Genomic DNA, 24,774 nt, shown 5'->3' with positions numbered 1-24,774 from the left:
GCCGCGCTGACGCAGGGGGTCAGGGGTCAGGCGCCGGGCGCCGGCGCACCCAGGCGCCGGCCGACCCAGACCCCCAGGCGGTCGAGGTAGACGTAGACCACCGGCACGACCACCAGGGTCAGCAGCGAGGAGGTGATGACCCCGCCGATCACCGCCTGGCCCATCGGCGCGCGCTGCTCCGACCCCTCGCTGAGCGCGAAGGCCAGCGGCACCATGCCGAAGATCATGGCCAGCGTGGTCATCAGGATGGGCCGCAGCCGCACGCGGGCGGCCAGCAGCAGGGCCTCGTCCCGGCCCATGGGCCGCGGGGCCTCGCCGTCGGCCGCCACCTCGCCGCGGCGCGCGCGGTTCGCGAAGTCGACCAGCAGGATCGCGTTCTTCGTGACCAGGCCCATCAGCATCACGATGCCGATGATGGAGAACATGTTCATCGTCGAGCCGAACAGCATCAGCGCGCCGACCACGCCAATCAGGGTCAGGGGCAGCGAGCTCATCAGCGCCAGCGGCTGCAGGAAGCTGCGGAACTGCGAGGCGAGGATCATGTAGATGAAGATCACCGCCATCACCAGCGCGCCGATCGCGTAGCCGAAGCTCTCCTGCATGTCCTTGGTCGCACCGCCGAAGCGCCAGCGTGCGCCGGGCGGCAGGGTCTGGTACTCCATCAGCCGGCGCAGGTCGGCCGAGACCTCGCCGAGCGCACGGCCGGAGACATTGGCCGTGATCTCGACCTCGCGCTTGAGGTCGCGGCGGTTGATCTGGCTGGCGCCGACCCCCTCGCGCAGCGTGGCCACCTGGTCCAGGCGCAGCAGGCGCGGGCTGCCGTCGGCGGCACGGCCGATCGGGATCTGCAGCCGCGCGAAGTCCTGTGCGGCATCCCGGGCCTCGGGGGCCAGCCGCACCTTCAGGTCGTAGCTCTGGCCGTCGGGCGCGCGCCAGTCGCCGACGGTCTCACCGGCCACCAGACCGCGCAGCATGTCGGTCAGCTGGCCGACCGACAGGCCCAGGTCGGCGGCGGCCTCGCGGTGCACGTCAAGGTCCAGGGTCGGACGGTCGGCCTTCAGACTGCTGTCGAGATCGACCAGGCCGGGAATGCGGGCGATCTCCGGCAGCAGGCGGGCGTTGAGCTCGCGCAGCGTGGCCAGGTCGTCGGCCTGGATCGACAGCGAAATCGGCTTGGTGCCGCCGACGGCGTCGAGCAGGCCGACCTGGGTGACGGTGATGCCGGCGATCTCGGCCAGCTTGCGGCGGATCGGCACGGCCAGCTGGTCCGCACCGCGCTGGCGCAGGTGGCGGTCGACCAGGCGCACCAGCACCGTGGCCTGGTGGCTGCCCTGGGCCTGGCCGCTGTTGAGCGTGATCAGGGTCTGGCGGACTTCCGGAAAGCTGCGCAGCGCCGCTTCCACCGCCAGGGCGCGCTGCTCGGTCAGCGCCAGCGCGGTGCCGGGCGGGGTGTGGAAGCTGACCTGGGTCTCGCCGAAGTCGGCACGTGGCACGAACTCGGTGCCCAGGCGCGGCAGCAGGCCCAGGGCCAGCAGCAGGCTGCCGAGCGCGGCCAGCAGGGTCAGGCGGCGGTGCCGCAGCGACCAGCCGAGCAGCCGGGCATAGCCGTGGGCGCTGCGTTCGAGGCCGTGGTCGATCCAGCCGGTCAGGCGGCCCAGGGTCTGTGCATACAGGCGGGCACCGCGTCCGGCCGGCGCGGCCTCGCCGTGCAGGCGGTGGATGGACGGGTCATGCCAGACGCTGGAGAGCATCGGGTCGAGCGTGAAGCTGACGAACATCGAGATCAGCACCGCCACGACGATGGTCAGGCCGAACTCGTGGAAGAACTTGCCGATGATGCCGCCCATCAGCCCGACCGGCAGGAAGACGGCCACGATCGACAGCGTGGTGGCCAGCACCGCCAGGCCGATCTCGGCCGTGCCGTCCAGCGCGGCCGGCCGGGCGGCCTTGCCCATCTGAACATGGCGGACGATGTTCTCGCGCACGACGATGGCATCGTCGATCAGCAGGCCCACGCTCAGGCTCATGGCCATCAGCGTGATCATGTTGATCGAGAAGCCCATCACCGCCATGAAGGCAAAAGTGCCGATCAGCGCGATCGGCAGCGCCAGGCCGGTGATGACCGTCGAGCGCCAGCTGTTGAGGAAGAGGAAGACGATGCCGACCGTCAGCAGCGCCCCTTCCAGCAGGGTCTGGCGCACGTTCTTCACGGCCACGCGGATCGGCCGCGCGCCGTCGCGCACCACCTCCAGCGCCATGCCGGGCGGCAGTTCGGCCTGCAGCTCGCGCACCGTGCGGTCCAGACCGTCGACGACGTCGACCGTGTTCTCGCCCTGCGACTTCAGCACCTCCAGCGCCAGGGTGCGGCGGCCGTTGTAGAGGGCCAGGGTCTCCAGCTCCTGCGGGCCGTCGGCGATCTCGGCCACCTGGCCCAGGCGCACCGCCTTGCCGTTCTGCTGGCCGACCACCAGCTCGCGCAGGTCCTCGGGCCGCGCCAGGCGGCCGCGCACCTGCAGCACCCGCTCCTGCGTGGCCGAGCGCACCGTGCCGGCCGGCAGGTCGCGGTTCTCGGTGCGGACCACGCGCAGCACGGTGTCGATGCCGATGCCGTGGGCGGCCAGGGCCTCGGGCCGCAGGTAGACGTTCACCTCGCGCTGCACCGCGCCGACCAGGCTGACCGCCCCGACGCCGCGCACGTTCTCGAGCCGCTTCTTCAGCGTCTGCTCGGCGTAGCTGCTGAGCGCGACGGGCGGGTGGCGGCCATCGGGCGAGGTGAGCGCGACGGTGTAGATCGGCCGGCTCGCCGGGTCGAAGCGGGTGACCTGCGGTTCCTCCACCTCGTCGCGCAGCCGCGGCCGCAGTGCGGCCACCTTCTCGCGCACGTCCTCGGCCGCGCGGCGGCTCTCGATGTCCAGGTTGAACTGGATGATGACGACCGACTGGCCCTCGTAGGAGCGCGAGGTCAGCAGATTGATGCCGGCGATGGTGTTGACCGCCTCCTCGACCTTCTCGGTCACCTCGGACTCGACGATCTCGGGCGAGGCGCCGGGGTAGGCGATCTGCACGACGACCACCGGAAACTCGATGTCCGGGAACTGGTCGACCTTCAGGCGCTGCAGGCCGAACAGGCCCAGCACCACCAGCGCCAGCATCACCATGGTCGCGAGGACCGGGTTGGCGATGGAGACGCGGGTGAACCACATGCTCAGCGGGCTCCGGCGGCGTTCTGGGGGGCGCTGGCCGCGGCGGGGGCGGCCTCGAAACGCACCGGCGTGGCCTCGCGCACGCCGCCCACGCTGCCCGCCAGCACCCGCAGCGGCGCGCCGACCGGCGCAGGCGGCAGGCCCTCGACGATCTCGACCAGCGGCTCGCCGCCGGCCGCCCCCTCGTGGCCGCGGCGGCCAGTCTTGACCTGGGCCTCGACCACGCGGTCGCCCTCGATCCACAGCACGCGCGGCGGGCTGCGGTCGGTGCGCAGCGCCGACAGCGGCAGCGCGAAGGCCGTCTCGCGGGCCAGCTCGATCCGGCCGTTGACGAACAGGCCATGGCGCAGCGCCGGATGCGGCGCGAGCGCGAGATAGGCCACGGCCGAGCGGGTGGCCGGGTCGGCCGAGGGATTCAACCGGGCCAGCCGGGCCGGCAGCGGCTGCGGCAGGCCCTCGACCTGCAGCACGGCCGGCGCGCCCAGCTTCAGCTCGGGCAGGGCCTGTGGCGGCACGGCGACCACGGCCTCGATGCGGCGCAGGTCGACGATCTCGACCACCCGCGCGTCCAGCGCCAGGCGCTCGCCCGGCTGGGCCAGGCGCTGCGAGACCTGGCCGCCGATCGGCGCACGCAGCACCGCATCCTCCAGCTGGCGGCGGGCCAGGTCGGCGGCGGCACGGGCGGCCTGCAGCGCGGCACGGGCCGCCGCCGCGTTGGCCACCGAGGTGTCGAGCGCATTGCGCGAGATGAAGCCCTGGCCGACCAGCGCGCGATTGCTCTCCAGCGTGGTCTCGGCGATCTGCAGCTGCGCGGCGGCCTGGCCGGCCTGCTCCTCGGCCTGGCGCAGGCGCAGGCGGCTGTCGCGGTCGTCGATGCGGCCGATCACCTGGCCGGCACGCACGGCGTCGCCCTCGCGCACCTCCAGGCGCAGCAGCTCACCGGCCAGCCGGGCCTTGACCAGCGCGGTGTCGACGGCCTGCAGCGGCCCGGCCACGTCGAGGCTGCGGACCAGCTCGCGCGGCCGGGCCTCGACCCAGTCGCCGGGTTGCAGACGCAGCACGGCCGCGGGCGGGGCCGAGGCGGCCGCGGGCGGGGCCTCGGCCGGGGGCGCGGGACGGCAGGCGGCCAGCAGCAAGCCCAGCGCCGGAACGAGACCGGCCGCGCCCGCGCGCCATCCCATGCGCCGCAGGCCGGCGCGGCCAGACGATGCGGCGCTCACGCCCGGCGCACCCGGGACGCGGCCGCCGGGGCCCGCAGGCCGTCCAGCACCAGATCGGCAATGCGTTCGACGACCTCGGCGGGATCGACCGGCGAAGCCAGCTGCGGGCAGCTGGTGGCGGTGTGCTGCTGCATGACCAGGAAAAGCATCGGCGCCATCAGCGCGGCCACCGTGCTGTCGAGCGGCATGGGGCGGAACTCGCCCCGCGCGATGCCCCGCTCCAGCACGGCCCGCCAGAGCCGGCGGGCCGGCTCGATCACCTCGGCTTCGTAGTAGCTGGCCAGCGCGGGGAAGTTGCCGGCCTCGGACATCATCAGGCGGCAGATGCCGCCGCAGCTGGCTTCGCCGGCATTGGCCCACCACTCGCGCAGCATCTGGCGCAGCAGCTCGGCGCTGCCGCCCTGGTGCTGGGCGACGCGATCCATGCTTTCGGCGATCTCGCGCGAGATGTTCTGCGCGATCACCGCCTTCAGCAGATCTTCCTTGCTGGGGTAGTAGAGGTAGAGCGTGCCCTTGGACACGCCGGCCCGTTCGGCCACCTCTTCGGTGCGGGTGGCGGCGAAGCCCTTCTCGACGAACAGGCCCAGGGCCGCGTCGAGCAGCTCCTGAGGACGGGCAGCCTTGCGCCGCTGGCGGGCCGGCATGCCCTCGACGGCCCGCTGCGCAGCAGGCCGCGGGACGGCGGACGGGGCGGCGGACAGGCTCATGGGGACGGGGGACCGCAGGCAGCCGCCGCGGGAGGCGGCCGATGGCTGACGGTTTACTGACTTCTTGGTCAGTATGGTGCCCTGCGGGGGCGCCCGGGTCAAACCGGCGGACTTGCGGCCCAGGGCGGCGCAGGGTCAAGCGCAGCAGGCGGGTCCGGAGCCCTTCCTAGAATGAGCCGACGATGAAAGAAGGCCGCGCATGAGGAGCTGGACTGCGAAAGGGGGGGGCTTGCTGCTGCTGGCCGCCGTGGGGGCCGCCGCATGGTGGGCCTGGCCCGGCCCCAGCGGACCGGTGACGGACTGGCGCACCGCGGCGGTCGAACGCGGCCCGCTGGAGGCGGTGGTCTCGGCCACCGGCACGGTCAATCCGGTGCTGTCGGTGAACGTCGGCAGCCAGGTCTCGGGCCAGCTGGCCGAGGTGCGGGCCGACTTCAACACCGAGGTGCGCGAGGGCGAGGTGATCGCCCGCATCGACCCCAAGACCTTCGAGCTGCGCGTGCAGCAGGCCCGCGCCGACCTGGAGGCCGCCCGGGCCCAGGCCGGCACGGCCGAAGCCGGCGTCGCGGCGGCCGCGGCCAATGCCGCGCGGGCACGGCTCGACGCGCAGAACGCCGAGCGCGACCTGGCCCGCCGCCGCGGCCTGCGCGACCAGGGTTTCATCTCGGCGGCGGAGTTCGACACCGCCAGCAACCTGGCCGCCACCCAGGCCGAGGCGGCGCGCGCCGCCGAGGCCCAGACCGGTGTCGCCCGGGCCCAGGCCGAGAGCGCACGGGCGGCGATCCGCCAGCGCGAATCGGTGCTGGCCTCGGCCGAGGTCGACCTGGGCCGCACCGTGATCCGCTCGCCGGTCGATGGCGTGGTCATCAAGCGCAGCGTCAGCGTGGGCCAGACGGTGGCCGCCAGCCTGCAGGCGCCGGAGCTCTTCATCATCGCCCGCAACCTGCGCGACATGCAGGTCGAGGTCTCGGTCGACGAGGCCGACATCGGCCGGGTGCAGCCCGGCCAGACCGCAACCTTCACCGTCGACACCTACCCCGATCTCACGCACGAGGGCGTGGTCGAGCAAGTGCGCAAGTCGGCCACCAACGTGCAGAACGTGATCACCTACACGGCGGTGGTGCGCTTCGCGAACCCGGACGGCCGCCTGCTGCCGGGCATGACAGCCAATGTGCGGATCGCGACCGACCGGCGCGAGGACGCGCTCAAGATCCCGAACGCCGCGCTGCGCGTGAAGGTGCCCGATGCGCTGCTGCCGGCGGCGGCCTCGGGGGCCGGCGCCTCGGCCCCCGGCCCGGCCCGCAACGCCCGGCGCGCCGAAGGGGCCGGCCGGCCGGGTGGCGAGGCCGGCCGCGGCGGCCTGAACCGCGGCCGGGTCTGGCGCCTGCTGCCCGACGGCACGCCGCAGGAGCTGCGGGTGCGGCTGGGCCTGAGCGATGGCAGCAGCACCGAGGTGCTGCCGGCCGACAAGGTCGAGCCCGGCGCCCCGGCCCCGCTGCAGGCCGGCGACCTGGTGCTGGTGGCCTCGCCGCCCGCGCCCGAGGCCGCGCCCGGCCTGCTGAACCAGCTCTTCGGCGGCCAGCAGGCCAAGACGCCGCAGCCGGCTGCGGCGCCGCGGGTGCGCTTCTGAGCGACGCCATGGCCCTGATCGCGCTGCGTGGCGTCACCAAGGTCTACCGCCCGCCGGGTGGCAGCGCGGAGCAGACCGTGCATGCGCTGCGCGGCGTCGATCTGGACATCGAGGCCGGCGAGTTCGTCGCGATCATGGGCAGCTCGGGTTCGGGCAAGAGCACGCTGATGAACATCCTCGGCGCCCTCGACCAGCCCAGCGAGGGCAGTTACCGGCTCGAGGGCGAGGCGGTCGAAGGGATGTCCGGCGAGGCGCTGGCCGCCCTGCGCAACCGCCGCATCGGCTTCGTGTTCCAGCAGTTCAATCTGTTGCCGCGCACCTCGGCGCTGGAGAACGTCGAACTGCCGCTGGTCTATGCCGGCGTCGCGCCGGCCGCGCGGCGCGCGCGGGCGCGGGCCTGCCTGGAGCTGGTCGGCCTGGGCGCACGGGCGGACCACACGCCGGCCCAGCTCTCCGGCGGCCAGCAGCAGCGGGTCGCGATCGCGCGGGCGCTGGTCAACCAGCCCCGCATGCTGCTGGCCGACGAGCCAACCGGCGCGCTGGACAGCACGACCTCCGAGGAGGTCATGCGCCTGCTGAGCCAGCTCCACGCCGAGGGCATCACGCTGGTGCTGGTCACGCACGAGCCCGACATCGCCGCCTGGGCGAAGCGCCTGATCGTCGTGCGCGACGGCCGGCTGGTGGAGGACCGCGCGCTGCCGCCGCGCGCGGCCGCCGCGGAGGCCCGGCCATGAGCCTGTGGGCCGCCTTCCGCGCCGCCTGGCGTGCGCTGCATGCCAACTGGCTGCGCAGTGCGCTGACGATGCTCGGCATCGTGATCGGCGTGGCCGCGGTCATCACCCTGGTGGCCATCGGCGGCGGGGCGCAGGCCCGGGTCGCCGAGAACATCCGCGCGGTCGGCGCGAACCTGCTGCTGATCGTGCCCGGCACGCTCAACACCGGCGGGGTGCGCGGCGGCGCCTCGACCAGTCCGCGCCTGACCGAGGACGACGCCCGCGCGATCGCCCGCGAGGTGCAGGGCGTGGCCGAAGCCAGCCCCTCGGTGTCCGGCACCGTGCAGGTGGTGGCCGGCAACAGCAACTGGGCAACCCGGGCGAACGGCATCGGCTTCGGCTTCCTGGAAGCCCGCGACTGGCCGCTGGCCGAGGGCCGGATGTTCGACGTCGGCGAGATGAACGGCTCGGCCAAGGTCGCCATCCTCGGCCGCACCGTGGCGCGCGAGCTGTTCGGCGAGGAGTCGCCGCTGGGCCGCAGCGTGCGCGTGAACCAGGTGCCGATGCGGGTCATCGGCGTGCTCGACCGCAAGGGCCAGAACGCCAGCGGCGACGACCAGGACGACACCCTGCTGCTGCCGATCTCGACCTTCCGCAACCGCATCCACCGCTGGCTGGCCGGACCGCAGAAGCGCGTCTACGTGATCAGCGTGAAGGTGCAGGACGGCTGGGGCTTCGAGCCCGTTCAACAGGAGATCGCCAGCCTGCTTCGCCAGCGCTACAAGCTGCAGCCCGGCGAACCCGACAGCTTCGTGCTGCGCAACCTCAGCGAAGTGCTGGAGGCCGAACAGGCCGCCGGCCGGGTGATGACGCTGATGCTGGCCGCGGTGGCCGGCGTGAGCCTGCTGGTGGGCGGCATCGGCATCATGAACATCATGCTGGTCAGCGTGACCGAGCGCACCCGCGAGATCGGCCTGCGCATGGCCGTGGGCGCGCGCAGCCGGGACATCCTGGCGCAGTTCCTGATCGAGGCGGTGGTGCTGAGCCTGGCCGGCGGCGCGGCCGGCATCCTCATCGGTGCCGGGGCGAGCCTGCTGATCGGCCGGCTGGCCGACTGGCCGATCGTGCTGGGCGCCGGGCCGGTGCTGCTGGCAGTCGGCTTCTCGGCGGCCGTCGGCATGTTCTTCGGCTACTACCCGGCGCGGCGCGCGGCGGCCCTGCTGCCGATCGAGGCCCTGCGCCACGAATGAGCCGCCGGCGTCCCGGGGGCCGGACCCGGCCCATCCCATAATCGGCCGCCACCCTGAGGAGAGCCGCATGGCGACCACGCGCAAAGCCCGCAGCACCGCACGCCCCGACGACGAGCCGGGCGAGGACGGCCTGCCGCCCGAGGCCGAGGCCCCCGGCGCCGAGACCGCCGCCGGCGATCTGCGGGTGCTCAAGAAGTACCCGAATCGCCGGCTCTACGACACCCGCGTCAGCGGCTACATCACGCTGGCCGACGTGAAGCAGATGGTGCTCGACCACGAGCGCTTCGTCGTTCGCGATGCCAAGACCGGCGAGGACCTGACCCGCAGCATCCTGCTGCAGATCATCCTGGAAGAGGAATCGGGCGGCCTGCCCATGTTCAGCGAGCAGATGCTGGCCCAGGTGATCCGCTACTACGGCCACACCATGCAGGGCCTGATGGGCAGTTACCTCGAACAGACCATGCAGTCCTTCGTCGAGCTGCAGAACCGCTTTGCCGAGCAGCTGCGCAGCGGGGGCCAGCCGCCCGGCGCCGAGGCCTGGGCGCCCTTTATGAACCTGCAGAACCCGCTGGTGCAGCAGCTGATGGGTCCCTATATGGACTCGTCCAAGACCCTGTTCCAGCAGATGCAGGAACAGATGCAGAAGCAGACCGAAACCCTGTTCGGCGGCCGCTTCCCCGGCGCGCCCGGCGGCAGCGGGCGCTGAAGGCGGCGGCTCAGCGCTCGCTCAGGGCCTTGAGGTTTTCGAGACCGGCCTTGAACACGCCGGCGATCGCAGCTTTCGCGCTGTCGTCATCCTGGCCGGCGGCCGGGGCCTTGCCCGGGTCCTTGCGCTTGAAGGTGCTGCGCCAGGTGACGACGGTCTTGCCGTCGACCGCCTTCAGGCTCAGCGTGGCGGCGTAGTCGCGCACCGGCAGGACGCCCTCGGTGATCTTGTAGCGCAGGCTGAAGGCCGCCTCGTCGTACTCGGTCAGCAGCTCGTCGATCGTGCCGCCGTCCTTCAGGGTGATGCGGCGCGCGGCGCCGACCTGGTTGTTCGTGCCGGCGGTGATCTCCGTCTTGCCCACGGCGGGATGCCAGCCAAGGTCGCCGAAATTGCCGGCGCGGCGCCAGACCGCCTCGATCGGGGCCTGGATCTCGATCGAGTCCTTGTAGCGGATGGTTTCGTCGACCGCGGCCTGGACCCACCAGGGCAGGACCAGCATCGACAGCAGCATCACGGCACGGGTGCGTTTCATCGGCATCTCGCAGGGCATTCGGGGGTGGGGGACGGGGCCCGGGCGCCGCGGCGGCCGGGCCAGCGCCAATCTAAGCGGTCCCGCGAAAGCTGCGGGCCGGCCGGCGCAGGAGACTTTCCCGCACGGTCTCGGGATCAACCCGGAGACCCGGTCGGCCGCAGGCCGCAGGCTGCGCGGCGGGACGGAGCGCCCGCCTCGGCGAAAATCCCCTGATGCCTGATGCCGACGCCCCCCTCGCCCCCACCCCGGCCCTCGTGGCCGGCCCGACGCCGACCATCGGCTTCGTCAGCCTCGGCTGCCCCAAGGCCCTGACCGATGCCGAGCTGATCCTGACCCGGCTTTCGGCCGAGGGCTACCGCACCAGCAAGAGCTATGCGGGCGCGGACCTGGTCATCGTCAACACCTGTGGCTTCATCGACGCGGCCGTGCAGGAAAGCCTGGACGCCATTGGCGAAGCCCTGGCCGAGAACGGCAAGGTGGTGGTCACCGGCTGCCTCGGCGCCAAGGCCGCCGACGATGGCGGCAACCTAGTGCAGCAGGTGCATCCCAAGGTGCTGGCCGTCACCGGCCCGCACGCCACCGACGAGGTGCTGGACGCCGTCCACGCCCACCTGCCCAAGCCGCACGATCCCTTCGTGGACCTGGTGCCGCCGCAAGGCATCAAGCTCACGCCCAAGCACTACGCCTACCTGAAGATCAGCGAGGGCTGCAACCACCGCTGCACCTTCTGCATCATCCCCAGCATGCGCGGCGACCTGGTCAGCCGCCCGATCGGCGACGTGCTCAACGAAGCCCGCGCCCTGTTCGAGAGCGGGGTGAAGGAGCTGCTGGTCGTCAGCCAGGACACCTCGGCCTATGGCGTGGACCTGAAGTACCGCACCGGCTTCTGGGACGGCAAGCCGGTCAAGACCCGGCTGCACGACCTGGTCGAGCAGTTGGGCCTGCTGGCCGAACCGTTTGGTGCCTGGGTGCGGCTGCACTACGTCTACCCCTACCCGCATGTCGACGAGGTGGTGCCGCTGATGGCCGGCGGCCGCGTGCTGCCCTACCTGGACGTGCCCTTCCAGCACAGCCATCCGGACGTGCTCAAGCGCATGAAGCGCCCGGCCAGCGGCGAGCGCAACCTGGAGCGCCTGCAGAAGTGGCGCGAGGCCTGCCCCGAGCTGATCGTGCGCTCGACCTTCATCGCCGGCTTCCCCGGCGAGACCGAGGCCGAGTTCCAGCACCTGCTGGACTTCCTGCAGGAGGCGCAGATCGACCGCGCCGGCTGCTTCGCCTACTCGCCCGTGACCGGCGCCGCGGCCAATGCCCTGCCCGGCGCGCTGCCGGACGCCCTGCGCGAGGCGCGCCGCGCCCGCTTCATGGCCGTGGCCGAAGCCGTCTCCGCCGCCAAGCTGCAGGCCCGCGTCGGGGCCACCATGCAGGTGCTGGTCGACCAGGCCAAGGCCCTGGGCAAGCAGGGCGGCCTGGGCCGCACGTATGCCGATGCGCCGGAGATCGACGGCGTGGTCCACCTGCTGCCGCCGGCCAAGGCCAGCAAGACCTACAAGGTCGGCGATTTCGTGAAGGCCCGCATCGTGTCCACCCGCGGGCACGACCTGGTCGGCGAGATCGTCTGAGCCCGGTCCGGCCTCGGCCCCTGAGCCTGCCCTCCCATGGCTGACGACACCCTGCCGCCCGAAGGCCCCGCGCCCGGCCCGGCGACCCGCCTGATCCACCACCCCTACCGCGCGCCGGCCGGCTTCGACGCGCCGGCCGTGCCGGTGGCCAAGGCCTCCACCGTCTTCTTCGACAGCGTGGCGGCCATGCGCTCGACCCGCTGGGCCGACAAGTCCGGCTACACCTACGGCCTGCATGGCACGCCGACCAGCTTCACGCTGGAAGCCCGCCTGGCCACGCTGGAGGGCGCGTCCCACGTGCTGCTGGCGCCCAGCGGCCTGGCCGCGATCGCGCTGGTCGACCAGGCCCTGCTCGGCCCCGGCGACACCCTGCTGCTGCCAGACAACGTCTACGCACCCAGCCGCAACCTGGCCGAGCATGAGCTCAGGCGCTGGGGCATCAACACCCTCACGTACGACCCGCTCGATGCCGAGGCCTTCGGCCGCCTGCTGGGGCCTTCGACGCGGCTGATCTGGCTGGAGGCGGCCGGCTCGGTGACGCTGGAATTCCCCGACCTGCGCGGCCTGGTGGCCACGGCGCGGCGCCTGGCGCCGCAGGCCGTGATCGCGCTGGACAACACCTGGGGCGCCGGTCTGGCCTTCGACGCCTTCGCCCTGGGCACGGGCCCGGACGGCCAGCCCCTGGGCGTGGACCTGAGCGTGCATGCGCTCACCAAATACCCGGCCGGCGGCGGCGACCTGCTGATGGGCTCCCTCGCCTGCCGCGACGCCGGCCTGCATGCCCGCCTGGCCGCGGCCCATGGCCGTCTCGGCCTGGGCGTGGGCGCCAACGATGTGGAGGCCGTGCTCCGCGGCCTGCCCAGCCTGCCGCTGCGCTACGCCGCCCAGGACGCGGCCGCCCGCGCCCTGGCGGCGCACTGCGCGGCGCAGGCCGCCACGCCCGGCAGCCTGATCCGCCGCGTGCTGCACCCGGCCCGGCCGGACAGCCCCGGCCATGCCCACTGGGCGGCCCTGTGCCGCGCCGCGGCCGGCCTGCTGACGCTGGAGTTCGCCCCCGAGGCGGCCGAGGGCCCGCGCCGCGCCGAACGCTTCGTCGAGGCCCTGCGCCACTTCCGCATCGGCTACTCCTGGGGCGGGCCGGTCAGCCTGGCCGTGCCCTATGAGCCGACGCAGATCCGCCCGGCCGGCTCGCCCTTCCGCGGCCCGCTGGTGCGGCTGTGCATCGGCCTGGAAGACGTGGCCGACCTGATCGCCGACGTCGACCAGGCCCTGGTCTGCGCAGCCCGGTGAAGGCCAAGCCCACCGCTGCCCGCGCCCCCCTGATCGATGCGCTGAAGGTGGGGGCGGCCCAGCTCATCGTGCTGCACCACCTGGCCTTCTACGGGCCGATGTCGGATCACGCGGCCCGCCTGGCCCCGGCGCTGATCGCCTGGCTGGCCGAGAACGCGCGGCTGGCGGTGCAGGTCTTCCTCGTCGTCGGGGGCGCGCTGGCGGCCCAGGGCCTGGCGCCAGGCGGACGGCTGGCCCCGGGCGGGCCGACGCTCGCGCGGCGCCTGCTGCTGCGCTACCTGCGCCTGGGCTGGCCGCTGGCCGTCACCTTGATGCTGGCCCTGGCGTGCGCGGCCGTCGCGCGGCGCCTGGCCGATCTGGACCACCTGCCACCGACCGCGACGCCGGACGAGGTGCTGATCCACCTCCTGATGCTGCAGGACCTGCTGGGCGTGGAGGCGCAGTCGGCCGGCGTCTGGTACGTGGCCATCGATCTCCAGCTCTACGCCCTGCTGCTGGCGGCCGTCGGCCTGGGGGCGAAGCTGGATGCGGCCTGGGCCGCGCGCGCCCCGGCCGGGGCCTGGCGACCGGCCGCCGCGCCGCTGCTGATCGCCGCCGGCACCCTGGCCTCGCTGCTGGTCTTCAACCGCGACAGCGACTGGGACGTGGCCGCGCCCTACTTCCTCGGCGCCTACGGCCTGGGCGTGCTGGCAGCCTGGTGGGGGCCGGAGCTGCGGGCCTCGCGCGGCCGGCAGATGGGCCTGAGCCTGCTGGCCGGCGGCGTCGCCCTGGCGCTGTGGCTGGACTTCCGCAGCCGACTGGCCCTGGCCGCCGCCGTGGCCCTGCTGCTGGTGCTGGCGCCGGCGCTGCGCCTGCTGGCGGACCGCGCACGGCGACGCGCCGGGGCCGGCCTGGCGCGCGGCCGCCGGCTGGGCCGCTGGCTGGCCGAGCAGTCGGGCGCCAGCTATGCGCTCTTCCTCGTCCACTACCCGGTGCTGATGCTGGTCGGCGCGGCCTTCGAGCGCTGGGTGCCCGACCGGGCCGCCGGCACGCATGCCCTGGGGCTTCTGGCGGTCTGGGGCCTGAGCCTGGCCCTGGCACCGCGCTTCCACCGCCACGTCGAGCAGCCGGGCCTGCGCTGGATCGGGCGGCATCTGGCCGTGCCGCGGCCGGCCTGAGATCCGGACCGGAGACGGCCTCGGCCGCCGCGGGGCCGGCGGGACCAGCGGGGCTGACCCGGGGCCTCAGCCCTTGGCCGCGCTGCCGTTGGACGAGACCTTGTGCCGCATCAGGCGGCCTTTCTCGCGCTCCCAGTCGCGGGTCTTCTCGGTCTCGCGCTTGTCGTGCTGGGCCTTGCCCTTGGCCAGGGCCACCGCGCACTTCACGCGGCCGGCCTTGTAGTACAGCTCCAGCGGGACGAGGGTGAAGCCTTTCTGCTCGACCTTGCCGATCAGGCGGCGGATCTCGTCCTTGTGCATCAGCAGCTTCTTGGTGCGGTCGGCCTGCGGATGCACGTGGGTGGAGGCCGTGCGCAGCGGATTGATGCGGCAGCCGATCAGGAAGAGCTCGCCGTCCTTGATCACCACATAGCCATCGGTCAGCTGCACCTGGCCGGCGCGGATCGCCTTGACCTCCCAGCCCTCCAGCACCACCCCGGTCTCGTGCGACTCCTCGATCAGGTAGTTGAAGCGGGCTTTCTTGTTCTCGGCGATCTTGTTGCTTGCGGCGGCCATCGTGACGGGCCCGGCAAGGGGCTCCCTAGAATCGGCCATTCTATGAAGCATGTCCGCAAGTCCGTCCTGCTTTGGTACTCGGCGCACGAGATGTATGCGCTGGTCACCGACGTCGAGGCCTATCCGCGCTTCCTGCCCTGGTGCGAGCGCGCCGAGACCCTGGCCCGCCACGAGGACGGCGTCACCGCCCGACTGCACCTGAACTACCACGGCGTGCGGCATGCCTTCAGCACCCGCAACACCCACGCGCCGGACCGCAGCCTGACCATGGCCCTGGTCGACGGGCCCTTCTCGGTGCTCGAAGGCCGCTGGGATTTCACGCCCCTGGGCACGCCGGCCTCGGCCGACGACCATGCGATCGCGCCGCCGCCCAGCGCCTGCCGCATCGACTTCGAGCTGCGCTACGCCTTCAGCAGCAAGGCGCTGGAGCTGGTCGTCAGCCCGGTCTTCGACCGCATCGCCGCAACCTTCGTCGATGCCTTCGTGCAGCGGGCCGAGCAGGTGCATGGTCCCCGCTGAGACCGAGGCCCTGGCGGTCGAGCTGGTCTGGAGCCCCCGGGCCGGCGAGGTGCAGCGCCTGTCGCTGCACCTGCCGTCGGGCAGCACGGTGCGGCAGGCCCTGCAGGCCGCCCGGGCGCGGGCGGCCGATCTGCCGGGCGACCCTGCGGCCATGGGCATCTGGGGCAAGGCCTGCGGACTGGACCAGGCCCTGCGGGCCGGCGACCGGCTGGAGCTCTACCGCCCGCTGCGCGTCGATCCCAAGGAGGCCCGCCGCCAGCGCTACCGCGCCCAGGGCCCCCGCCGCCGCGGCTGAGCCCGAAGGGCCCGCCGGGGGCGGCGTGGCCGGACTTTCTATAATCTTTTTTTGGGTCCGGAGTTTTCCCATGCGCCTACTCGGCAAAGCGCTCACCTTCGACGATGTGTTGCTGGTGCCCGCCTTCTCGCAGGTCCTGCCGCGCGACGCCTCGCTCGCGACCAAGCTGACCCGCAACATCGCGCTGAACCTGCCGCTGGTTTCCGCGGCGATGGACACGGTGACCGAAGCCCGCCTCGCGATCGCGATCGCGCAGGAAGGCGGCATCGGCATCGTCCACAAGAACCTCAGCCCCAAGCAACAGGCGGCCGAGGTGCTGCGCGTCAAGCGCTATGAATCCGGCCTGCTGCGCGACCCCATCACCATCGCCCCCGGCGTGCGCGTGCGGGACGTGATCGAGCTGTCGCGCCAGCACGGCATCTCGGGCTTCCCCGTCGTCGAGAACGGCCGGGTGGTCGGCATCGTCACCGGCCGCGACCTGCGCTTCGAGACCCGCCTCGACGCGCCCGTGCGCGAGATCATGACCCCGCGCGAGCGCCTGATCACCGTCAAGGAAGGCGCTTCGCTGGCCGAGGCCAAGGCCCTGATGCACCAGCACAAGCTGGAGCGCGTGCTGGTGCTCAACGAAGACGCCGAGCTGCGCGGCCTCTTCACGGTGAAGGACATCACCAAGCAGACCAGCTTCCCGAACGCCGCGCGCGATGCGCAGGGCAAGCTGCGCGTGGGCGCCGCCGTCGGCGTGGGCGAGGGCACCGAGGAGCGCGTCGAGCTGCTGGTCAAGGCCGGCGTCGATGCCATCGTGGTGGACACCGCCCACGGTCACAGCAAGGGCGTGATCGACCGCGTGCGCTGGGTGAAGCAGAACTTCCCGCAGGTGGACGTCATCGGCGGCAACATCGCCACCGGCGCCGCCGCGCTGGCCCTGGTGGAAGCGGGGGCGGACGGCGTGAAGGTCGGCATCGGCCCGGGCTCGATCTGCACCACCCGCATCGTCGCCGGCGTCGGCGTGCCGCAGATCACCGCCATCGACAACGTGGCCAGCGCGCTCAAGGGCTCGGGCGTGCCGCTGATCGCCGACGGTGGCATCCGCTACTCGGGTGACATCGCCAAGGCCATCGCCGCCGGTGCGCACACCGTGATGATGGGCGGCATGTTCGCCGGCACCGAAGAGGCGCCGGGCGAGATCGTGCTGTTCCAGGGCCGCAGCTACAAGAGCTACCGCGGCATGGGCTCCATCGGTGCCATGAAGGCCGGTTCGGCCGACCGCTACTTCCAGGAAACCGACGGCAACAGCAACCCGAACGCGGACAAGCTGGTGCCCGAGGGCATCGAAGGCCGCGTGCCCTACAAGGGCTCGATGCTCGGCATCGTCCACCAGATGGCGGGCGGCCTGCGCGCCTCGCTGGGCTACTGCGGCTGCGCCAGCATCGAAGCCATGCGCGAGGAAGCCGCCTTCGTCGAGATCACCTCGGCGGGCATGCGCGAGAGCCATGTCCACGACGTGCAGATCACCAAGGAAGCGCCGAACTACCGCATGGAGTGAGCCGGCGACCCCCGCCCTCGCAACCCGCCCGGCCCCGGCCGGGCGGCGTCGTTTGAAGGCGGCCTCGTCCGCCCCCCGTCCCGAGCCCAGCCCCTTGAGCGCCCCTGCCCCCGCCGCGCCACGCCGTGCGGCCATGCCCTTCATCCTGATCGCGGTGCTGATCGACATGGTGTCGATCGGCCTGATCGTGCCGGTGCTGCCGCCGCTGGTGGGGCTCTACACCGGCAGCCAGGCCGACCAGGCCTTCTGGTTCGGCGCGATCAGCCTGGCCTTCGGCCTGGCCAATTTCTTCGGCGCGCCGGTGCTGGGCGCCCTGTCCGACCGCCACGGCCGCCGGCCGGTGATGCTGCTGGGCTTCGCCGGCCTGGCCATCAGCTTCTTCGGCAGCGCGCTGGCGCCCTCGCTGGCGGTGCTGCTCGTCGTGCGTCTGGTCAGCGGTGCGATGCAGGCCAATGCCGCCGTCGCCCAGGCCTATGTGGCCGACATCTCCTCGCCCGAGGAGAAGGCCAAGCGCTTCGGCCTGCTCGGCGCCATGTTCGGCCTGGGCTTCATCCTCGGCCCCGTGATGGGCGGCCTGCTGGGTGACATCGACCTGCACCTGCCCTTCTGGGTGGCCGGCGGCCTGGCCGTGGCCAACAGCCTCTACGGCCTCTTCGTGCTGCCCGAATCGCTGCCGGCCGAACGCCGCCAGCCTTTCGCCTGGTCGCGTGCCAACCCGGTGGCCGCGCTGCGGCGCCTGGGCGCGCTGGAAGGCGTGGGCCCGCTGGTCGCCACCCTGGGCCTGGCGAGCCTGGTGCAGTTCACCATGCACAGCACCTGGGTGCTGTACACGCAGTTCAAGTTCGGCTGGGGGCCCCGGGAGAACGGCTGGTCGCTGTTCGCCGTGGGCCTGATGGCCACCCTGGTGCAGGGCGGCCTGATGCGGCCGCTGCTCAAGCGCTGGGCCGCGCCACGCCTGGCCGTGCTGGGCCTGGTCTCCTCGGCCTGCGCCTATGCCCTGTGGGGCGCGGCCACGGAGGGCTGGATGATGTACGCCGTCATCGGCTTCAACGTGCTGGGCTTCACCGCCACCACGGCCCTGCAGAGCATCGTCTCCAACGCCGCCGATGCGCGCAGCCAGGGCCAGACCCTGGGTGCCGTCGCGTCCCTGCAAAGCCTGATGGCCGTCATCGCGCCGATGATCGGCGCCAGCCTGCTGGGCCTGGTCTCGCACCTGCCGCCCGGCGACTGGCGCATCGGCCTGCCCTTCTTCTTCTGCGCGCTTGCGCAGGCCCTGGGCGCCTTCCTCGCCTGGCGGCACTTCCGCGCCCAGCGCCAGGCCGTGGCTTCGGCCGCCGCCTGAACCCCTTCCCCGATCCACCCCCGCCGGCCCGACGCCATGCAGCACGACAAGATCCTCATCCTCGACTTCGGCTCGCAGGTCACGCAGCTGATCGCCCGGCGCGTGCGCGAGGCGGCGGTGTATTGCGAAATCCACCCCAACGACGTCGGCGACGACTTCATCCAGGCCTTCGGCGCCAAGGGCATCATCCTGTCGGGCAGCCACGCCAGCACCTACGAGGACCACCAGCTGCGCGCGCCGCAGGCCGTGTGGGACGCCGGCGTGCCGGTGCTCGGCATCTGCTACGGCATGCAGACCATGGCCGTGCAGCTCGGCGGCAAGGTCGAGTGGAGCGACAGCCGCGAGTTCGGCTACGCCCAGGTCCGTGCCCGCGGCCACACCAAGCTCTTCGACGGCCTCCAGGACTTCGCCACGCCCGAAGGCCACGGCATGCTGGAAGTCTGGATGAGCCACGGCGACAAGGTCACCGAGCTGCCGCCCGGCTTCAAGCTGATGGCCAGCACGCCCAGTTGCCCGATCGCCGGCATGGCCGACGAGGCGCGCGGCCTCTACGCCGTGCAGTTCCACCCCGAAGTCACCCACACCAAGCAGGGCGAGGCCATCTTCCGCCGCTTCGTGCGCGAGATCTGCGGCTGCCAGGGCGACTGGATCATGGGCGACTACATCGCCGAGGCCGTGGCCCGCATCCGCGAACAGGTCGGCGACGAGGAGGTCATCCTCGGCCTGTCGGGCGGCGTCGATTCCAGCGTGGCCGCCGCGCTGATCCACCGCGCCATCGGCGACCAGCTCACCTGCGTCTTCGTCGACCACGGTCTGCTGCGCCTGCACGAAGGCGATGCCGTGATGGAGATGTTCGCCGGCAAGCTGCACGCCAAGGTGATCCGCGTCGATGCGAGCGAGATGTTCCTCGGCGCGCTGGCCGGCGTCACCGACCCCGAACGCAAGCGCAAGATCATCGGCGGCCTCTTCGTCGACGTCTTCAAGGCCGAGGCGGCCAAGCTCAAGGCGGGTGGTGCGGGCCACAAAGGCGCGACGTTCCTGGCCCAGGGCACCATCTACCCCGACGTGGTGGAAAGCGGCGGCACCAAGACCAAGAAGGCCACCACCATCAAGAGCCACCACAACGTCGGCGGCCTGCCCGAGCAGCTCGGCCTCAAGCTGCTGGAGCCGCTGCGCGAACTGTTCAAGGACGAGGTGCGCGCCCTGGGCGTGGCCCTGGGCCTGCCGCCCGAGATGGTCGACCGCCATCCCTTCCCCGGCCCCGGCCTGGGCGTGCGCATCCTCGGCGAAGTGAAGAAGAACTACGCCGAGCTGCTGCGCCGCGCCGACGCCATCTTCATCGAGGAGCTGCGCGCCACGATCGACCCGGCCACCGGCAAGAGCTGGTACGCCCTGACCAGCCAGGCCTTCACCGTCTTCCTGCCCGTCAAGAGCGTGGGCGTGATGGGCGACGGCCGCACCTACGACTACGTCGTGGCGCTGCGTGCCGTGCAGACCAGCGACTTCATGACCGCCGACTGGGCCGAGCTGCCCTACAGCCTGCTGAAGCGCGTCAGCAGCCGCATCATCAACGAGGTCCGCGGCATCAACCGCGTGACCTACGACGTGAGCAGCAAGCCGCCGGCGACGATTGAGTGGGAATGACGGGTCGTCAAAAAATATTTAAAAATCAACGACTTGCAATCGTTCGTTGATAATTCGGGGTCGCATTGTTGACACCCCGGCGCGAGCAGCTACGGGACCCTCTGGGACGCTCGCAAGGCCCATCGGGAATTCGAACTGACGGTACGAAAGGTCGCCGAGGGCGCGCTGTGAAGCCGGAGGGCACTGCCTGTCCGGGTAGAGAAGTTCATTACTGGGCGCCCGCAATCGGCCAGGAGCAGGCATTGGGAGACGACTGCTCCTGGGCGGTTCAATGCTCCGGCGGGCGGCCCAGTGCAAATCCGATCAGCCGCCGGCGCGTAACTCCCGCACGCCGCGGCCCAGCTTGCGTCGCAACAAGGCGCGCAGGGTCACGCCGTCGGAGTAGCCGATCTGCGCGGCGATCTGGTCGACGCTGTCGGTGCTGGTGCGCAGCAGATGAACAGCACGCTCGACGCGCAGATCCTGGAAATACGACAGTGGTGACCTACCCAACACGCCCTGCAGGCGTCGCGCCAATGTGCGCTCGCTGGTCCCTGTTGCGACGGCCGCCTCGGCCAGCGAGAACCCGTGCGCGAGCTGCCGTCGGGCCCAGCCCTCGAAGCGCTGGACCACCGGGTCGGCATGGGCGAGGTGATCGGGGATCACGAACTCAGCTTGCGAGCCGCGTGCCTCGACCAGCAGGTATCGCGCAGCCAGCGCCGCCAGCGTCGGGCTGCAGCTGCGCACGATGCTCAACGCCAGATCAAGGTGCGCCAAGGCGGCACCGGCCGTAGTGAAGCCGGCCGAGTTCACGAGCATGCGGGAATCATCGAGCAGCACGCGCGGATAGCGCTGCCGAAACATCGGCGCCAGCCACCATGAGGTCGTGGCGCGTTGACCGTCGAGCAGCGCGCTCTCCGCCAGCAAGAAGGTGCCGGTGCAGGCGGCACCGACCGCCGCTCCGGCGCCGGACCACTGCTGCAACGCGACGACCGCGTCGGCCACGTCCGCACATGCCAGCCGCGCCGCGAGCGTGTCCGGCATCTTGGCGCCAAGCGCGGGCATGAGCACGACGTCGGGGTTCTGCACACCGTGCACTGGCACCACGGGCACTGTCAGACCTTGCGCCGTGCGCACGCGGCGCCGCACGCCGACCAGCGTGACCTCGATAGGCGCTGGCGGCTGTTCGAGCGAGCCCGCCAGTGCGTTGGCCGTGCTGAGTGTGTCGGTCAGGGCCGCCAAGCCCAGGTCGAACACGCCATCCAAGACAAGCAGGTGAATTCGCATGGCAGAAATGATATCAATATTGTCTTTCCTGCCCCTCGTGGAAATCGCCGACACCGCTTAGGCTACGGGCTCCGTGAAACACCCACCCGTAAAGACCAAGGATCACGCCATGACCAAGTTCGCCCTGTTCGTCCGTCTCGAAGCCAAACCCGGCCAGGAGGCCGCGGTTGCCGAATTCCTGGCCGGCGCGCTGCCGCTCGCCAACGCGGAGTCGGGCACCACCGCCTGGTTTGCCTTGAAGTTCGGCCCCTCGACCTTCGGCGTGTTTGACGCCTTTGCCGACGAGGCCGGGCGCGAGGCCCACCTGCACGGCGCCATCGCCACCGCATTGATGGCCAACGCCGCTGCGCTGCTGAGCACGCCGCCAATCATCGAGAAAATCGATCTGCTGGCGGCGAAGTTGCCGGGCTGATAAGTCGGCACCCAGCACCGCACGCACCGCCGCTACGCCAAGATGGGCTACTTCGCCATCGCGCCCGAGATGTTCGCCCGCCAGGGCGATGTGTCGAGGATGACCGACATCCCGGCCATCCTGTCGCAGGTGGTGTCCAAGGTGCCCGACGCCCAGGTCTGCGCCGACCTCGACGCCACCCTTGCCTTTGCACGCGCCAGCGGCCACGCCGACGCCAAGCGCACCGGCCTAGTGGGCTACTGCTGGGGCGGCCGCACGGCCTGGGTCTACGCCCGCCACAACGGCAACGCGCCCTGTAACCGCCCGACAAGGCACGCCTTCGCGCGTCAGCCGGACAGCTGGCGTGCCGAGGGGCGGGCAGGGCGCTGGCCCTGCGCTGTGGCCTCGAAGTACGCCCGCGCCTCGTCGAAGCAAACCGACTTGCCGGTCTCTTGCAACTCGGCCAGGCGTTCTTCGGAATTGCGCTGGAACTCGTCGTCGGACTCCGATCGCTCGACGGCGCGCGCGATGGCTTCGGCCATGAATGCGTGAGCGGTCTTGCCTTCGCGTTCAGCCGCAGCCGCAATGCGGGCCTGAAGCTGCTCTTCCAAGAGGAGGGTGGTCGTGCGCATGCAGTGCTCCGCGACAATGTGGCAACGTAGTACAAACGTGCTGCGGGCCTTGAACGAAGCGCCGAGGTGACACGGGCCGCTGCGATACCGTCACCCACCTTTTGCCGATACCGTCATCGAAGCGGGCAACCCTGTTTCGGATACCGTCAGCCCTGCCCGCGATGCGCTGCTTCTGCCCTCAAGGCGGCAACTTCGCGGGCTTCATCGCCGAAGGTCATAAGATCGGTGCACCTGAGCTCCGTTCAGCGACGGTAGAAATGTCGGTATCGGCCCTGTTTGCGGCCGACAAAGGTTCGTTCACACCTATGAGCGCTACCCGCCTGTTGACAATAGAGTGGGAGTGAGCTCGGAACGTGCTGCGCGATTCAGCGCCGTCCCGGTGCTGGATTGAGATGTTTCCGGGCCGCTGCGCGGGAGGACCTGTGGCGAGCGGCTCGCTGTCAGCGCGGATCCCGGGGCAGTTAGCATCCGGCGCTTCTGCGGGCGAGGGCGATCCTCTGAAGCCACGAAGGAGTGAGATGGCGCACCCCAGGCGACTGCCGCCAATTCACGCGCTGCTGGCGTTCGAGAGCGCGGCGCGGCTGGGCGGCTTCGCGCAGGCCGCCGCCGAGTTGTGCGTCACGCCCAGCGCAGTGAGCCATCGCATCCGGCAGCTTGAATCGCAGCTGGGCGAGCTGCTGTTCGACCGATCGCCCACCGGGGTTCGCTTGAGTGCGGCAGGCCAGCGCTATCTCGGCAAGGTGCACGAAGCCTTCGACAAGCTGGCGCCACTGGCTCGCGACGAGGAGCCGCCTGAGCTGCGCCTGCGTGTAGGCGCTCCGCCGACCTTTGCACGCAACCTGCTGATCCCCCGGCTGCCGGATTTCTACCGCCATCGGCCCGACATCGAGATCGAGGTCGCGGTGGAGGCGCCGATGCAGGACAAACCCGAGCGCCGCGACATCGACATCCGCTTCGGTTCGGGCCGCTTCGACGAGCGAATGAGCATCAAGCTCTTCGAGGACGAGACGGTGGCCCTGACCACGCCGACCTATGTCAGCAAGCGGGCCCTGGTGCAAGCGCAGGACCTGAAGCGGGCCGATCTCTTGCGCAGCCCGCTCCTGCCGTGGCGGCCCTGGTTTGTGGCGGCCGGCCTGAGCTGGCCCGAACCCGCACGCGGCCCGAGCTTCACCGACCTGGGGATCCTGCTGGAGGCGGCGGCCAGCGGCCTGGGTGTCGCCCTGTGCACAAGGCGGGTCGCCGAGCGATGGACCGAGAGCGGACAGTTGCAGCCGCTGTTCGGCATCGGGGTGCCGGCAGCCAGCACCTACTACGCCCTGGTGCAGCATGAGCACGCGCAACGTCCGGAGGTCGCAGCTTTCCTGGCGTGGCTGAGGGCGGCCTTCGCATGAGCCGGACGCTCAGGCCGGGCGCAGCCGCAGATTCGCCCGCGACAGCTGGGCCACCGAGGTGCACCCCATGAGCTTCATGCTGCGCTCCAGCTCGTCGCGCAGCAGATGGAGGGCGCGCTCCACACCCGGCTGCCCGGCGGCCGCCAGCGGGTAGAGGTAGGCGCGGCCGATGCCGACCGCCTTGGCACCCAGGGACAGGGCCTTGAGCACATGGGTGCCGCGCATGACGCCGCCATCCATCATCACGTCGAGACGATCGCCGGCGGCGTCGACGACCTCGGCCAGGCCATCGAAGGCCGAGCGCGAGCCGTCCAGCTGGCGCCCCCCGTGGTTGGAGACGATCACGCCGTTGCAGCCGATGTCGGCCGCGCGCCGCGCATCGGCAGGCGACATCACACCCTTCAGGCAGAACGGCCCGTTCCACAGCTTCACCATCTCGGCCACATCGTCCCAGTTCATCGAGGGGTCGAGCATCTCGGTGAAGTAGCGGCCGATGGACATGCTGCCGCCGCCCATGTCGACGTGCCCGTCAAGCTGCGGCAGGCGGAAGCGCTCGTGGGCGAGGTAGTTGATGCCCCACATCGGCTTGAGCGCGAACTGCACCATGCCCGTCAAGGTGAGCCGGAAGGGAATGGAGAAGCCGGTGCGCTTGTCCCGTTCGCGGTTGCCGCCGGTGATGCTGTCCACCGTCAGCATCATCACATTGACCCCGGCGGCCTTGGCCCGCTCGAGCATGGCCCGGTTGAGGCCGCGGTCCTTGTGGAAATAGAACTGGTAGACCTGCGGCGTGGCGTGCTTGCGGCGCAGCTCCTCCAGGCTCACCGTGCCCAGCGAGGACACGCCGAACATCGTGCCGCAGCCGGCTGCCGCCGCGGCGACCGCGTGCTCGCCGCGGTGGTGGAAGAGGCGCTGCAGCGCAGTGGGCGAGCAGTAGAAGGGCAGCGCCAGCTTCTGCCCCATCACCGTGACCGACAGGTCCACCTCCTTCACCCCGCGCAGCACGCTGGGCACGAGGTCGCAGGCTTCGAAGGCCGCGGTGTTGCGACGGGTGGTGCTCTCGTCGTCGGCGCCGCCGTCGATGTAGTTGAAGATGGGGCCCGGCAGCCGGCGGCGCGCCAGCTCGCGGAAATCGCGCAGGTTGTGGCAATCGTTCAGACGCATGCGCTGCTCCC

At 71.4% G+C, this 24,774-nt stretch carries 22 protein-coding genes and 1 pseudogene; 15 read left to right on the top strand and 8 right to left on the bottom strand.

The annotated features are described in order from the left end of the window. Nucleotides 1-26: 26 nt before the first annotated feature. From H4F90_RS10880 to H4F90_RS10870, 3 genes are read right to left on the bottom strand one after another with little or no spacing between them, the layout of a single operon-like run. Nucleotides 27-3,203 carry an efflux RND transporter permease subunit gene (locus tag H4F90_RS10880; RefSeq protein WP_182664411.1) on the bottom strand — a complete coding sequence of 1,059 codons (3,177 nt, stop codon included), beginning with the start codon at nucleotides 3,201-3,203 and terminating at the stop codon, nucleotides 27-29. 2 nt (nucleotides 3,204-3,205) lie between these two features. Further along, on the bottom strand, nucleotides 3,206-4,384 hold the full coding sequence (locus H4F90_RS10875; protein WP_182664409.1) for an efflux RND transporter periplasmic adaptor subunit: 1,179 nt from the start codon (nucleotides 4,382-4,384) through the stop codon (nucleotides 3,206-3,208). 35 nt (nucleotides 4,385-4,419) lie between these two features. Beyond that, nucleotides 4,420-5,130 carry a TetR/AcrR family transcriptional regulator gene (locus H4F90_RS10870; RefSeq protein ID WP_235972149.1) on the bottom strand — a complete coding sequence of 237 codons (711 nt, stop codon included), beginning with the start codon at nucleotides 5,128-5,130 and terminating at the stop codon, nucleotides 4,420-4,422. Nucleotides 5,131-5,329: 199 nt separating this feature from the next. On the opposite strand from H4F90_RS10870, the gene H4F90_RS10865 reads away from it, so the two are divergent. The 4 genes from H4F90_RS10865 to phaR all read left to right on the top strand — a co-directional run bounded on the left by H4F90_RS10865 (nucleotide 5,330) and on the right by phaR (nucleotide 9,426). After that, a complete protein-coding gene (locus tag H4F90_RS10865) occupies nucleotides 5,330-6,757 on the top strand; it encodes an efflux RND transporter periplasmic adaptor subunit (RefSeq protein ID WP_182664407.1) in 1,428 nt (475 codons plus the stop codon). Nucleotides 6,758-6,765: 8 nt separating this feature from the next. Beyond that, the gene (locus H4F90_RS10860; protein WP_182664406.1) at nucleotides 6,766-7,491 is read left to right on the top strand and encodes an ABC transporter ATP-binding protein; all 726 of its coding nucleotides are present in this window, start codon (nucleotides 6,766-6,768) and stop codon (nucleotides 7,489-7,491) included. Beyond that, nucleotides 7,488-8,720 (top strand): ABC transporter permease, encoded by a 1,233-nt coding sequence (locus H4F90_RS10855; RefSeq protein WP_182664404.1) that lies wholly within the window; start codon nucleotides 7,488-7,490, stop codon nucleotides 8,718-8,720. The genes H4F90_RS10860 and H4F90_RS10855 overlap by 4 nt, the downstream gene beginning before the upstream one ends. A 67-nt stretch (nucleotides 8,721-8,787) precedes the next feature. Further along, a complete protein-coding gene (gene phaR, locus H4F90_RS10850; protein WP_182664402.1) occupies nucleotides 8,788-9,426 on the top strand; it encodes a polyhydroxyalkanoate synthesis repressor PhaR in 639 nt (212 codons plus the stop codon). A 10-nt stretch (nucleotides 9,427-9,436) separates the two neighbouring features. On the opposite strand, the gene H4F90_RS10845 is transcribed toward phaR, so the two are convergent. After that, a complete protein-coding gene (locus H4F90_RS10845; protein WP_182664400.1) occupies nucleotides 9,437-9,958 on the bottom strand; it encodes an SRPBCC family protein in 522 nt (173 codons plus the stop codon). Between the two features lie 212 nt (nucleotides 9,959-10,170). Here H4F90_RS10845 and rimO point away from each other — a divergent pair, with 212 nt between their 5' ends. Genes rimO through H4F90_RS10830 form a run of 3 tightly spaced genes read left to right on the top strand, consistent with a single transcriptional unit; the run spans nucleotide 10,171 to nucleotide 14,024 of the window. After that, a complete protein-coding gene (gene rimO / locus H4F90_RS10840; protein WP_182664398.1) occupies nucleotides 10,171-11,577 on the top strand; it encodes a 30S ribosomal protein S12 methylthiotransferase RimO in 1,407 nt (468 codons plus the stop codon). Between the two features lie 36 nt (nucleotides 11,578-11,613). Further along, nucleotides 11,614-12,867 (top strand): PLP-dependent transferase, encoded by a 1,254-nt coding sequence (locus tag H4F90_RS10835; protein ID WP_182664396.1) that lies wholly within the window; start codon nucleotides 11,614-11,616, stop codon nucleotides 12,865-12,867. Beyond that, nucleotides 12,864-14,024 (top strand): acyltransferase family protein, encoded by a 1,161-nt coding sequence (locus H4F90_RS10830; protein ID WP_182664394.1) that lies wholly within the window; start codon nucleotides 12,864-12,866, stop codon nucleotides 14,022-14,024. Before H4F90_RS10835 ends, H4F90_RS10830 begins: the two co-directional genes overlap by 4 nt. A 66-nt stretch (nucleotides 14,025-14,090) precedes the next feature. Here H4F90_RS10830 and smpB read toward each other — a convergent pair whose 3' ends face one another. Next, the gene (smpB, locus tag H4F90_RS10825; protein ID WP_235972148.1) at nucleotides 14,091-14,579 is read right to left on the bottom strand and encodes an SsrA-binding protein SmpB; all 489 of its coding nucleotides are present in this window, start codon (nucleotides 14,577-14,579) and stop codon (nucleotides 14,091-14,093) included. Nucleotides 14,580-14,621: 42 nt separating this feature from the next. Here smpB and H4F90_RS10820 point away from each other — a divergent pair, with 42 nt between their 5' ends. From H4F90_RS10820 to guaA, 5 genes are all read left to right on the top strand, one after another. Continuing rightward, a complete protein-coding gene (locus tag H4F90_RS10820) occupies nucleotides 14,622-15,098 on the top strand; it encodes a type II toxin-antitoxin system RatA family toxin (RefSeq protein WP_182664390.1) in 477 nt (158 codons plus the stop codon). Next, nucleotides 15,085-15,393: an RnfH family protein gene (locus H4F90_RS10815; protein WP_182664388.1), complete on the top strand. Its 309-nt coding sequence runs from the start codon at nucleotides 15,085-15,087 to the stop codon at nucleotides 15,391-15,393. Before H4F90_RS10820 ends, H4F90_RS10815 begins: the two co-directional genes overlap by 14 nt. 70 nt (nucleotides 15,394-15,463) lie before the next feature. Beyond that, nucleotides 15,464-16,936 carry an IMP dehydrogenase gene (gene guaB, locus H4F90_RS10810; RefSeq protein WP_182664386.1) on the top strand — a complete coding sequence of 491 codons (1,473 nt, stop codon included), beginning with the start codon at nucleotides 15,464-15,466 and terminating at the stop codon, nucleotides 16,934-16,936. Nucleotides 16,937-17,030: 94 nt separating this feature from the next. Continuing rightward, nucleotides 17,031-18,278, top strand: coding sequence for an MFS transporter (locus H4F90_RS10805; protein WP_328700906.1), 1,248 nt, complete (start codon nucleotides 17,031-17,033; stop codon nucleotides 18,276-18,278). A 36-nt stretch (nucleotides 18,279-18,314) separates the two neighbouring features. Next, a complete protein-coding gene (guaA, locus tag H4F90_RS10800) occupies nucleotides 18,315-19,922 on the top strand; it encodes a glutamine-hydrolyzing GMP synthase (RefSeq protein WP_182664384.1) in 1,608 nt (535 codons plus the stop codon). A gap of 303 nt (nucleotides 19,923-20,225) precedes the next feature. Here the strand turns inward: guaA and H4F90_RS10795 are convergent, their stop codons facing one another. Continuing rightward, the gene (locus H4F90_RS10795) at nucleotides 20,226-21,188 is read right to left on the bottom strand and encodes a GlxA family transcriptional regulator (protein WP_182664382.1); all 963 of its coding nucleotides are present in this window, start codon (nucleotides 21,186-21,188) and stop codon (nucleotides 20,226-20,228) included. 109 nt (nucleotides 21,189-21,297) lie between these two features. On the opposite strand from H4F90_RS10795, the gene H4F90_RS10790 reads away from it, so the two are divergent. Both H4F90_RS10790 and H4F90_RS15760 read left to right on the top strand, forming a co-directional pair. Further along, a complete protein-coding gene (locus H4F90_RS10790; protein ID WP_182664380.1) occupies nucleotides 21,298-21,600 on the top strand; it encodes a putative quinol monooxygenase in 303 nt (100 codons plus the stop codon). A gap of 27 nt (nucleotides 21,601-21,627) precedes the next feature. Continuing rightward, nucleotides 21,628-21,873: pseudogene (locus tag H4F90_RS15760) on the top strand (dienelactone hydrolase family protein); the annotation flags it as partial. A 53-nt stretch (nucleotides 21,874-21,926) separates the two neighbouring features. On the opposite strand, the gene H4F90_RS10780 reads toward H4F90_RS15760, so the two are convergent. Beyond that, nucleotides 21,927-22,211 carry a CopG family transcriptional regulator gene (locus H4F90_RS10780; protein ID WP_182664379.1) on the bottom strand — a complete coding sequence of 95 codons (285 nt, stop codon included), beginning with the start codon at nucleotides 22,209-22,211 and terminating at the stop codon, nucleotides 21,927-21,929. A gap of 392 nt (nucleotides 22,212-22,603) precedes the next feature. Between H4F90_RS10780 and H4F90_RS10775 the strand changes: the two genes are divergently transcribed. Next, nucleotides 22,604-23,602 (top strand): LysR substrate-binding domain-containing protein, encoded by a 999-nt coding sequence (locus tag H4F90_RS10775; RefSeq protein WP_220486136.1) that lies wholly within the window; start codon nucleotides 22,604-22,606, stop codon nucleotides 23,600-23,602. A 9-nt stretch (nucleotides 23,603-23,611) separates the two neighbouring features. Here the strand turns inward: H4F90_RS10775 and H4F90_RS10770 are convergent, their stop codons facing one another. Beyond that, complete coding sequence (locus tag H4F90_RS10770) at nucleotides 23,612-24,763, bottom strand: alpha-hydroxy acid oxidase (RefSeq protein WP_182664376.1); 1,152 nt, start codon at nucleotides 24,761-24,763, stop codon at nucleotides 23,612-23,614. Between the last annotated feature and the right edge of the window lie 11 nt (nucleotides 24,764-24,774).

The sequence above is a fragment of the Aquariibacter albus genome, from assembly GCF_014145335.1.
GTDB classification, from domain to species: Bacteria; Pseudomonadota; Gammaproteobacteria; order Burkholderiales; family Burkholderiaceae_C; genus Aquariibacter; species Aquariibacter albus.
This window is presented reverse-complemented; position numbering and strand designations above follow the sequence as displayed.